This is a genomic window from Alkalimonas cellulosilytica, from assembly GCF_036325985.1.
Taxonomy (GTDB): domain Bacteria; phylum Pseudomonadota; class Gammaproteobacteria; order Enterobacterales; family Alteromonadaceae; genus Alkalimonas; species Alkalimonas cellulosilytica.
Genome location: NZ_JAUHLI010000002.1, coordinates 273,066 through 284,763, shown reverse-complemented (window position 1 = coordinate 284,763; position 11,698 = coordinate 273,066). Strand labels below are relative to the sequence as shown.

Annotated in this window: 8 protein-coding genes; 4 read left to right on the top strand and 4 right to left on the bottom strand. The window is 49.2% G+C overall.

Features of this window, described 5'->3' with window-relative positions; genetic code table 11:
* Positions 1–67: 67 nt before the first annotated feature.
* Genes QWY20_RS03025 through wecB form a run of 3 tightly spaced genes read right to left on the bottom strand, consistent with a single transcriptional unit; the run spans position 68 to position 3,565 of the window.
* A complete protein-coding gene (locus QWY20_RS03025) occupies positions 68–1,087 on the bottom strand; it encodes an SDR family oxidoreductase (protein WP_330127554.1) in 1,020 nt (339 codons plus the stop codon).
* A 16-nt stretch (positions 1,088–1,103) separates the two neighbouring features.
* Positions 1,104–2,390: a Vi polysaccharide biosynthesis UDP-N-acetylglucosamine C-6 dehydrogenase TviB gene (gene tviB / locus QWY20_RS03020; protein ID WP_330127553.1), complete on the bottom strand. Its 1,287-nt coding sequence runs from the start codon at positions 2,388–2,390 to the stop codon at positions 1,104–1,106.
* Positions 2,391–2,413: 23 nt separating this feature from the next.
* Entirely contained in the window at positions 2,414–3,565 is a 1,152-nt protein-coding gene (gene wecB, locus QWY20_RS03015; RefSeq protein WP_330127552.1) for a non-hydrolyzing UDP-N-acetylglucosamine 2-epimerase, read from the bottom strand.
* Between the two features lie 174 nt (positions 3,566–3,739).
* Between wecB and QWY20_RS03010 the strand changes: the two genes are divergently transcribed.
* Positions 3,740–4,684: an endonuclease/exonuclease/phosphatase family protein gene (locus QWY20_RS03010; RefSeq protein ID WP_330127551.1), complete on the top strand. Its 945-nt coding sequence runs from the start codon at positions 3,740–3,742 to the stop codon at positions 4,682–4,684.
* Positions 4,685–4,700: 16 nt separating this feature from the next.
* Here the strand turns inward: QWY20_RS03010 and QWY20_RS03005 are convergent, their stop codons facing one another.
* Positions 4,701–5,999 carry a hypothetical protein gene (locus QWY20_RS03005; protein ID WP_330127550.1) on the bottom strand — a complete coding sequence of 433 codons (1,299 nt, stop codon included), beginning with the start codon at positions 5,997–5,999 and terminating at the stop codon, positions 4,701–4,703.
* 139 nt (positions 6,000–6,138) lie between these two features.
* On the opposite strand from QWY20_RS03005, the gene xrt reads away from it, so the two are divergent.
* The 3 genes from xrt to prsT are packed head-to-tail and all read left to right on the top strand — an operon-like array spanning position 6,139 to position 11,636.
* Positions 6,139–7,563, top strand: a complete 1,425-nt coding sequence (gene xrt, locus QWY20_RS03000; RefSeq protein ID WP_330127549.1) for an exosortase — start codon at positions 6,139–6,141, stop codon at positions 7,561–7,563.
* Between the two features lie 47 nt (positions 7,564–7,610).
* Complete coding sequence (wecC, locus tag QWY20_RS02995) at positions 7,611–8,855, top strand: UDP-N-acetyl-D-mannosamine dehydrogenase (protein WP_330127548.1); 1,245 nt, start codon at positions 7,611–7,613, stop codon at positions 8,853–8,855.
* Between the two features lie 24 nt (positions 8,856–8,879).
* The gene (gene prsT, locus QWY20_RS02990) at positions 8,880–11,636 is read left to right on the top strand and encodes an XrtA/PEP-CTERM system TPR-repeat protein PrsT (RefSeq protein ID WP_330127547.1); all 2,757 of its coding nucleotides are present in this window, start codon (positions 8,880–8,882) and stop codon (positions 11,634–11,636) included.
* The last annotated feature ends 62 nt before the right edge of the window (positions 11,637–11,698 follow it).

Genomic DNA, 11,698 nt, shown 5'->3' with positions numbered 1-11,698 from the left:
GCTGCCACTTTCACAGTGATTGATTTGAGTGAAAGATGTGCAGCCGCTAAAGTAAGTGATAGCTGTTTTAACGGCTTAATGCCAAATACCACGGCATGGCCTGCTCAAGGCCGTGTTGCACTTTGTATTCTGGTTGATAACCCAGCATTGTATGTGCTTTGCTAATATCAGCCTGGGAATGGCGTACATCACCAGCCCTGAAATCCCGGTACACCGGTGCTTTGCTGTAGCCCACCCCATGTTGTAGTAAACTTTGCTGAATCGCGCTAAACAACTGATTCAAACTGGTGCGGTCACCAACGGCCACGTTGAAGACTTCACTGCGCTCTAGCTGGGTCACTGCCGCCAGAATGTTGGCCTGCACCGCATTGGCAATGAAGCAAAAATCGCGGCTGGTTTCACCATCGCCATTAATCGCCACATCATCACCGGCGATCATGGCTGCCGTCCACTTCGGGATCACCGCAGCATAAGCCCCGTTCGGATCCTGTCTTGGGCCAAACACATTAAAATAACGCAGACCGGTGCAATGAAATTGATAAGTGCGGGAAAATACATCGGCATACAGTTCATTGACGTACTTGGTGACTGCATAAGGAGACAATGGCTTGCCGATGTTGTCTTCTACTTTGGGCAGTGCCGGATGATCGCCATAAGTCGAGCTGGACGCGGCATAGACAAAGCTTTGCACCCCGGCATCCCGGGCCGCAATCAGCATGTTTAAAAAGCCGGTAATATTGGCGGCGTTGGTGCGAGCCGGATCTTCAATCGAGCGAGGAACAGAGCCAAGCGCCGCCTGATGCAACACGTAATCCACACCTTCACAGGCTTGCTGGCAATGCTCTGGCTGGCAAATATCACCTTCAATAAACTGAAAACGCTGCCACTGCTCTGGCGTGACCAGCGCCTTTACCTGATCCAGATTGCGCTGATAGCCGGTCGCGAAGTTATCCAGGCCCACCACGAACTGATCATGCCGCAGCAACACTTCCAATAAATTGGAACCAATAAAGCCGGCACAGCCTGTAATCAGCCAGCGTTTTGGTGCTTGTTGTAAACGTTCCAGTTTTTCCTGATACATACTCATGGTTCTCATCCTTGGGTTAAAAACGCAGTTCTACCTTGGCTGGGTCCAGCACGTATTTCAGGTCGTACAACACATGGTTGTCTTTGGCAAAGCCCAGGATCTGCTCAGTTCCCATGTCTTTAAATGCCTGGTGAGCAACCGCCAGGATCACCGCATCATAGGCTGAGTGCTGTGGTGTGGTACAAAGTTCCAGGCCGTACTCATGCCGTGCATCCTCGGCGGATACCCAGGGATCGTACACATCGGCCTGCATGCCATAATCCTGCAGTTCATGCACCACATCAATCACCTTGGTATTACGGATGTCCGGGCAGTTTTCTTTGAATGTCAGTCCCAGCACCAGCACCCGGGCACCCTGCACCTGAATGCGCTTTTTCAGCATGGTTTTGACCAGTGACGACACTACAAACTTGGGCATACCATCGTTAATGCGCCGGCCAGCCAGGATCACTTCCGGATGATAACCAATCGACTGTGCTTTGTGCGTCAGGTAATACGGGTCCACGCCGATGCAGTGCCCACCGACCAGGCCTGGCCGGAATGGCAAGAAGTTCCACTTGGTGCCGGCAGCCAGGAGTACTTCCTCGGTATCAATGTTCAACTTACTAAAAATGACTGCCAGCTCATTTACCAGAGCGATATTTAGATCACGCTGAGTGTTCTCGATCACTTTTGCCGCCTCGGCGACTTTGATGCTGCTGGCCTTGTAGGTGCCGGCTGTAATGATGCTGGCGTAGACCTGGTCGATAAAATCAGCGACCTCGGGTGTGGAACCCGAGGTTACTTTTTTGATGCTGGTCACCCGGTGTTCTTTGTCACCCGGATTAATCCGCTCCGGGCTGTAGCCAGCAAAAAAATCCTGATTAAAGCGCAGCCCAGAAATACGTTCAATCACCGGCAGGCAGTCTTCTTCGGTCGCACCGGGATAAACGGTCGACTCATACACCACGATGTCACCGGCTTTGATCACTGAGCCCAGTGTTTCCGACGCTTTAATCAAAGGGGTTAAGTCCGGCTGACGATGACGGTCAATCGGTGTAGGAACTGTCACAATAAAGAAGTTGGCTTGTGCTAATGCCGCCGGATCGCAGCTGAAGCTCAGATGCTCAGCTTCAGCCAACTCCGCTTTTTCCACTTCTAAGGTATGATCAATGCCCTGCTGCAGGGCTTCAATCCGTTTCGGCTGGATATCAAAACCCAGGGTCGTGAATTTTTTGCCAAATTCAACGGCCAGTGGTAAGCCAACATAGCCAAGGCCAATGACGGCAATTTTCAGGTTTGCAAGTGAGAATCCGTGGTTCATAGTTCGTCCTGATGCTGCAAAAATTACTGACCTGGGTGGATACCGCCCACCTGATGTTGCTGCAAGATTGCTTCAACAATACGCTGGCAGGCTTTGCCATCACCATACGGGTTGTGAGCAACACTCATTTGTTGATACCAGTGTGCATCATCCATTAAACGCGATACCTCACGGACAATAGTGTCTGTATTGGTACCAACCAACACGACGGTTCCCGCTGTTACGGCTTCCGGCCGCTCCGTGGTATCACGCATCACCAGTACTGGCTTACCCAGGGAGGGCGCTTCTTCCTGAATACCGCCAGAGTCTGTTAACACCAGATAGGATTGACGCATCAGATACACAAATGGCAGGTAATCCTGTGGCTCTATCAGATGCACATTGCTTTGCCCACCCAGTAAACGAAACACTGGCTCACGTACATTCGGGTTTAAGTGCACCGGGTAAACAAAGTCGCAATCCGGATAGCGATTTGCCAACAGGTTCAGCGCGGCACAAATATTTTCAAACCCGGAGCCAAAGCTCTCACGGCGATGACCGGTAATCAGCACCATCCGCTTGTGCGCCCCCCCCCAAGGCAACTGTTTTGCCATCTCGGTAAAGTCTTGCGGGGAATGTTCAAACTTAGCCACGACAGATAACAAGGCATCGATCACGGTATTGCCAGTGACCCAAATGCCGGCAGGGTCTTTCCCTTCTGCCACTAAGTTTTTTTGTGCCGTCTCGGTGGGAGCAAAATGCAGTTTAGTGATCACCCCGGTTAGTTGGCGATTCGCTTCTTCCGGCCAGGGACTATAAAGATTGCCCGTACGAAGTCCGGCTTCGACATGACCAACCGCTACTTTTTCATAATAACAAGCAAGTGCTGTGGCAAAGGTGGTACTGGTATCCCCATGCACCAATACCAGGTCTGGTTTGAACTCGCGAAGTACTGCTTTAATGCGCTCCAGAATATGAATGGTGACATCAAACAAATCCTGGCCGGGTTTCATGATATTGAGATCGTAATCAGGCTCTATGTCAAACAAAGCCAACACCTGGTCCAGCATTTCCCGGTGCTGCCCGGTCACACAGACTTTATTTTCAATGCCTGCAGCGCCATTCAGTGCATTGACCAAAGGTGCCATTTTGATGGCTTCCGGGCGGGTTCCGAACACGGTAAGGGTTTTCAACATCAATTCAGCTTCCTTGTTGGTAAAGACCAGACCTGCTATGGTCACATCCATGATTTCAAACTTATTTGGTATAGCTTACCAAAGTCTTCCGAGAGTGCCTATAGGCTTATTCGTGCAAAGATAATTTGCATAGGTAAAAGCATGCTGGCAACTGACAAAAGGAAACAGTAAGAGATGGTTGTTGGCTTCTACTACATACTCAGCATCCTCTATTGGGCCTTCTTGTATCTTCCATTGCCACTAGCGATGCAGCCTATTATTACCCTGGTTGATTATTCCCCACGCTGGCTGGTGTTTCTGCCTTGTATCTTGCTCTTTCTGCCATGGTTTAGGCCGAAGCACTGGCTCATTTTGCTCATGATTTCTGTGCTGAATGTAGTATTGGTTTTGGATCTGCACTTGAACGTCTGGCAGAAACAGCCCGCCGAACGCACGCTGTACCGCTTTGCAACATTCAATGCTGGTTCAGGCATGGCTAAGCCGGCAGATATTCTGAGATGGTACCAACAAGAGCAATTAGATGCGTTGCTATTGCAAGAGAGCTCACCGGGTACGCTGCGGCAACACCTACCCGATGGGTTGTATCTGGACTGCCATGGCCAACTCTGTTTGCTAACTCAGCATCAGCTTGTAGCGGTAAGGCAGTTGGATAGACGCCCTTTGGACGGCTACGGCTATTATGCAACGCATTATGAGCTTGCTGTAGCAGGAACCACCTTTCAAGTTGTTAATTTGCACCTGAATACTCCAAGACATGGTATTGATCTGTTGGCGGCACCGCGCAGCAATTATCAGCGCTTTATACGATTTCATAGAGACAAAAGCATTGAAAGCATGATCGCCAGTCAGCTCGTCCAGGAGGATACCAGGAAAGTGATCATCGGCGGTGATTTTAATTTAACCCAACAAAGTCGTATTTACAGAGAACATTGGAAGCATTGGCCTAACAGCTTTCGGCTTGCGGGTATAGGCTTAGGTCACACTAAATACAGTCGTTTCCTAAGGGCCCGTATTGATCACCTGTTAGTAAGCGATGATTTAGCGGTTATATCCAGCCAGACTCACCCAGCCATGGGTAGCGATCACAAACCTTTGATTGTTGAAATCGCCATTAAATAACAACTAGGATGAGGGATTATTCTGCATTAAGAAGCCGATAAACGGGAAGCTCAATCAAAGCCTGATTAATGTGCTTTAGCATTAATTGGTATTGTTCAGATTCGACTGTATCAAAGTTATCCCTGAATGCATCGTAATAAAGGCCTTCGGGTAAGGTTGAAAAGTCAGGGAGTAAATCGATGTCATTTAATCCGTTATCAACGATGATTTGTTGTAAAGCGCGAGCCGATTTTTCTGATTGAAGCGCGATCTCAGCAAAACGAACACCAGCCATGTCTGCCAGCAAATCGACAAAACTAAAGCCACTGCCACCAGGGTTTGCATCCAGCAGTTCTTTCATTTCACCGGCTAAAAACCCAATGTTTTTATTGGTCAGGGTTTTTATGACCGCGGAATAAACAAAGTGTTGTTGCAAATCAAGCCGGCCAGCTAAAGTTACTCGAGGCGGTGAGCTAGCATAGTGGCTGTTTTGCCGAACATCACCCAGCAATAATTCAAGTTTTGAGGTGCCAAAGAAAACACCCAGTGCCAGCAGAGCCGCCTGATTTTCTGCTACGGCCGAACCTTGGTGCTGCGAACGATAGGCTGCTTCGGTAAAGAGTACCTGCAAATAATCCGACAAAACCAGGCTATCTGCTTTGTGTTGTGCCAACAGTTGATAGTAATGTTGAATATGTTTTGGATCGCCATACGGTTGCCACTGATCGCGAAGCCTGACAACCTGATCAGGCTGAAATTGCTCCGGCAGCTGATACCGTACCCACAATTCGTCTTGCTGAAAGGACACTTCCTGAATTGCAGCTAATAACTGTGTGGCACCTTCGGGTGGCAGGTATCGGTTGCCAATCCACTCAGCCATTTTTAACGTCAGAGCCCCAGATACTCGTAACTGACCTACCCGCACCTCATGCACAGCCAGCCCTTTTTTGGAAGGCAACAACAACACCGAGACATTCAGGTACAGTTTATCCTGCACCAGTGGCACACTGGCCGCAGCCAGCAGCTGTTGATTGCCAATATTCACACGCCCATGTACCGTTGGGTACAAGCGTCTGGCTATCGCAATTAAAGCATTGGCTTCATCTGCAGTAATCGTGAGCTCGGTGTTGTTGTAAGCCCGGTGCATACGCAGGGCAAGCTGCTCCGCGCTCTGTGCCGTTCCCGGTGTCACCGTGTAGCTACTGACTACCAGAGGCTTGGTTTGCAAAGCGAGTACTAAGAGTATGAATACAGCAATCAGCACCAGCAGAAAAAACCAACCAAAGAGTTTGAGACACTTCTTCAAATAGATGCTCCAGGCATTCAATACGTCCATATATTTATCTTTGACACACCAGGGTGCTGATTGCGACGGCAAAACACTGTGGTTGCTGAGCGCTTTCGCAGGGTTATCATTGACCTTTGACAGGCGATAGTTTAGCCTAATCCAACGCTGTTATTAAAGGATTAATACCGTGGTTCAGAAGGAGAATAACCCCAGTGCACCCATCCGGTTAGGCACCTTACTCCCTATAGCGGGTATCTTTCTACTTTTTTTCCTGGCGAACCCCTCCATCATTGCGGATTTACGCTCTTACAGTTTTGATGATGGGACTTACTCGCATGCCTATCTACTGCCCTTCGTGATGGTTTTTCTGTACTGGCGAGCCTGGAAGCAACAACAGTTAGTGCTTGAATGGCGCCCGCTGTTATTTTTGCTTTTTGCAGCGAGCTTACTGTGCTTTTTGATTCTACAGCTCGCTCAGCAGAACATACTAAGCCGGCTACTCTTACCCTTAGTGGTGATCTTCGCTTTAATTAGCATTTACCGGCCAAATGCCAGCGTGATAGTACCGGCCAGCTTATTATGGTTCATTACGCCCATCTGGATGGCACTGAATGGTGTCCTGCAGAAAATATCCGTGGTCACTGTTACTGAAATCATGCGCTGGACGCATGTGCCAACTTTTGTTGAAGGAAATTTTGTCTATATTCCAGCAGGAACCTTTGAAATAGCGGATGGCTGCAGTGGTTTGCGGTACTTTATTGTATCACTTGCCCTTAGTGTGATTTTTTCATTTTTAAACTTAAAACGCCTGCGCAGCATTCTGATTTTCTTCACACTGGCCATTGTTGGCTCGCTGGTCACCAACTGGATTCGCATTGTGCTGCTGATCCTGATTGGTGACTACACCGAGATGCAAAGCTCATTAATGGAAGACCACAATACCTTTGGCTGGTATTTGTATGTGCCTTTTATTGCACTGCTGTTTTATTTTGGCAGCTTCTTAGATCGTGATAAAGCGCTGACACCTGCAGCAGAGCCAGCGGCTAAAACCCCATTCAAACCAATTTATATTGCAGCTGTTTTTCTCCCTTTGCTGATAGTTTCTACCCTGACGGTGAATATCATAACTCCGGGCACCCCCATCTACCCGATAGCAGCGATTGATGTGACGGCGGAGCCACAAAGCCGTGCCTTTACCACCATAAGCCCTCGCCTGTTTGCGGTTGATGAGTTTCATCAACGTCTGCATCGGGAAGGTGAGCATGAGGTATGGATGCAGCACTACATATTTTATGGCTTTGAAGACTCTCGTCGCTCAAATTATTATCTGAATCACATGGTACCGGAGGGTTGGTACCAACAAAGCTTTGAGTCGACGGGCGATGCTGCCTGGATCCGGGTTCGATCGCCATCAGGTGAGTATGGCCTTGTGTACTATTGGCATCAAATCGGTCAGCACAGGTCCGTTTCCGGTGTCAAAATGCGGATGTACCGTTTGCTGCAAGCACTCAGACTGAACCAGCAAACCGAGTTATACTGGTTCTTTATGTATTGCCAGAGTGATGTCTGCAGCGCTGAGCAAGATATACTGTTACAAGCATCTAAGTCATAGATTTGCATAAATTGTATCGAACAGCATTATTTTAAAGGAGTTGTGTCATGCAGGTAGTATCAAAAGTGGCAGTTATCGGCTTGGGGTATATTGGTCTCCCTACCGCTGCTGTCATTGCTTCACGGGGAGTTCAGGTCCACGGAGTGGATATTTCCCAACATGCTGTTGATACCATTAATCAGGGTAAAATTCATATCGTTGAACCCGATCTCGATATGCTGGTTCAGGCCGCTGTTTCTACCGGAAAGCTTCGCGCGGATACCAAGCCAGAGGCAGCAGATGTTTTTATGATTGCCGTCCCTACCCCGTTTAAAGACGATAAAAAACCTGACTTGAGTTACATTGAAGCTGCTGTGCAAAGCATTGCGCCTTATATCGAGAAAGGCAACTTAATCATTCTTGAGTCTACATCGCCCGTTGGTACCACTGAAAAAATTTCCCATTGGTTGGCGAAGCTTCGACCTGACCTCACCATGCCACACCAAAATGCTGATCAATCGGATGTTGCGATTGCGCATTGCCCGGAGCGCGTGCTTCCTGGGCGTGTGCTACAAGAGTTGGTGAGCAATGACCGCATTATTGGTGGTATCAGCACACGATGTGCACAACAAGCTATGGCGCTTTATCAGTTATTTGTCCGGGGTGAGTGCTTACTGACAGACGCCCGTACTGCGGAGATGGCAAAGCTGACAGAAAACTCGTTCCGTGATGTCAACATCGCCTTTGCCAATGAACTGTCAATGATCTGTGATCAGCTAAAAATTAACGTGTGGGACTTAATTCAACTGGCAAACCGTCACCCGCGGGTGAATATTTTAAGCCCTGGGCCTGGAGTGGGTGGACACTGCATTGCGGTGGATCCATGGTTCATTGTCGACTCCGCGCCCGAACACGCGAAGATGATCCGGCTGGCGCGCGAAGTCAATGATGCCAAACCCCACTATGTGATGGATCGGGTGAAAAAAGCGGCCGATGAATTTAAGAAACCCGTCATTGCTTGCCTGGGGCTTGCATTTAAAGCGGACATTGATGACTTGCGTGAGAGCCCGGCACTGGATATTGCAAAAGAGCTCACTGAGCAGCAAGTGGGTGAGGTTTTGTGGGTAGAACCCAACATACATGCATTGCCAAAACAATACCAAGCTTATAGCTCCCAGCTGGTTAGCTTGCAGGAAGCTTTAGAGCGCGCCCACATTCTGGTGGTGTTGGTCGATCACAAACAATTTAAATCGTTAAAACCCGGTGATGTCGCAGCAAAAGTTGTGATTGACACCCGAGGCCTATTTGGCTGATTACCTCCCTAAGGAGAGACAAAGATGAAAAGAACACGGTTGGTTTCAAGTCTTGCTTTGCTGGCACTGCTAACAGCCTGTAGCAAGAAAGACAGTGCTGAACACTACCAGGACGCGCAAAACTACATTGCAAGTCAGCAGTACAGTGCGGCTATCATAGAGCTTCGCTCTGCCATACAGCAAGAACCTGAAGACTATCGCTTTCGTGTAGCGCTCGGGCTAGCCCTTAAAAAAAGTGGGGATATTGCCTCGGCAGAGCGTGAGTTAGAGCGGGCTTTGCGGTATGGTGCGCCTGAAGAAGACATTGCCTTGCTGCTGGTGTTAACTCACTACCTGGTGGGTAATCATGCCGCTGCAATCGCTGCTTTTAGTGACTCAGACAGCCTGAGCCAGCGAACCCGTGAGTTGGTGGATAGTTACCGCGCGCTATCAGAAATTGAATTAGGGGACACACCCGCAGGTCTGTTGCACTTCGAGAAGCTAGCCGCATCGAGCTATGCAGACATTGCCGCATTTGCTAACGCGCACCTGAAGTTGGCTTCGCAAGAAACCCCAGAGGCTCTCAGCTATTTAAGTAGCATAGCAACAGACAGCGAGTTGCATGCTGAGGCTTTGCATTTGCAAGGAAAAATTCAGCTTGCGCAAGAAAACATCCCTGATGCCATAGTGAACCTGAAAAGTTACGTTGAGCAGGCGCCCAGCATGCATCTGGCCCGCTTGCTGCTGGCTCAGGCCTATGTGCGTGACGGTCAATTGGATGAGTCTGAAAATCACCTGAATCAGTTGCTTCGTCTGTTCCCTGATCAGCCGATGGCAAACTATTTAAAGTCTCTGGTGCGATTTCAAAAAGATGACTTCGAAGGTGCAAAAGAACACAGTGAAAAAGCCATTCGTCATGGTTTAGTCGGCTCAAGAGCCCGTGTGATTGCGGCTGTGTCATCGGTACGGCTTGGACTGGAGTCACAGGCGTTGAGGCATCTTGAGCCTATACGCGACCAACTGCATCAGGTGCCTGATGCGCAACGCTTGTATATCTTACTGCAACTGCGGGCCGGAGAAACCGAAGAAGCACGAAAAACTCTCGCCAGCATGCCGGAAAGTGAGCAGAACCTTCAGCTTGTAGCAAGCACTGCCGCTGAATTGGTGCGTCGTGGTTCCATGGGCACGGCAGAAGACTTACTCAGCCAGTACGAGCGGCAAGCTCCTATGGATGCCACCGGCTTAACCACCATTGGTACCATTCGACTGGGCATTGATAGCCAGCGCGAAGCGGGTATCCGCGACCTTGAGCGTGCATTGGACCTGGACCCCAGCATCAACCAAACCCGGCTGGTTCTGGCAGTGACGTACCTGCAACAAGGTGAGTTTGAGAAGGCCTCGGAACTCGCCAATCAATGGATTGAAGATCCGGAAATGCAGGTCGCAGGCTATAACCTGCAAGCCTACGCACATTTCTTACAGCAACGTTTTGACGATGCCATGCAATTGACCAATCAAGCTTTACAAGTCAAACCTCTGAACCCATTTTCATCGCTTTTACAGGCTATGGTGCATGTTCAGAAGCAGGATCTTGCGGCAGCGAACCAGCAGCTAAAAACCATGCTCGACCAGCATCCTCAATATCTTGCCGGCCTCGAGCAGTACTATGCAGTGGGCAAAGCACGGCAAGATACTGCGGATGCCGCAAGGCGTATTGATCAGTTATTCCGGCAAAATGAACAAATCTACCCTGCCCGCCTACTCCGTGCCAGGGTTGCTCATGATCAGCAAAACTTTCAACAAGTGGTGGATTTGCTAAGCGACATCAATCCGCAGAACCAATCCACCCCTGTGGTCCATCATTTATTGCTGATAGAGTCATTGCAACGATTAGGTCGGCTACCCGCTGCCGTTCAGGCAGCAGAGCGCTGGCATCGTCAGCAGCCTCAGAATGTCCAGGCAGGCTATACCTACGCCAATGCATTAACCCTGAACAATGAGCGTGACGCCGCGTTAGAACTCATCAATCGCTTGCTGGTGAGCCATCCGGCGCATCCTCGCCTGATTGTTGCTCAAATTACCTTACTTAGCCAGCTACAGCGTCTTGATCAAGCGGTGGCCGTGATCAACAACCTGCCTGCTGAAATGGCCAATACTCCGGAACTGCAGTTTTTAAAAGGCAGATTGGAGTTAATCCGTGGTAACTCATCACAGTCATTGCAGGCATTTCAAAACAGTTATGCCGAGGTTCCAAGCCATGAAACAGCGATGTTTATTGCTGTAAACCTGGCAAACTCATTCTCGGATCAGCGTGCGAAGAACTTTGTACAACGGCATATGGAGCAGCATGGCTCCAGTCACAACCTGGATACTTACTATGCGACTTTAATGCTCAAAACAGATGCCGAACAGGCGATGCAAATGTATCACACCTTACTGGAGCAAGAGCCAAACAATGTGGTCGCCTTGAACAACTATGCATGGTTGCTCACTGAGCAAGGCCAGGCAGCCGCTGCCAAGCAATATGCAGAACGGGCCATGGAGTTAGTACCCAACCATCCTGATATCATTGATACTTACGGCAAGGTGTTGTTAAAGCTAGACCAGCCTCAACAAGCCTTAAAGCAGTTCGAGCACTCGCTTAGCCTGCGTCCTAATCATGTGGAAGTGATGTTAAATTATGCTGAGGCACTTACTAAAACCAATCAGGCTGCTAAAGCCAGAGAAGTGTTGGCTAAAATTATCAGTGATGATCCTGCAGTGCTGGAACGACAATCAAGGCTGCAAAGGCAGTTACCCTAAATAGTTTTTAGCAGCTGTAAAAGCTCACTCACAAAAAATGCCTGTCCGTAAAACGGACAGGC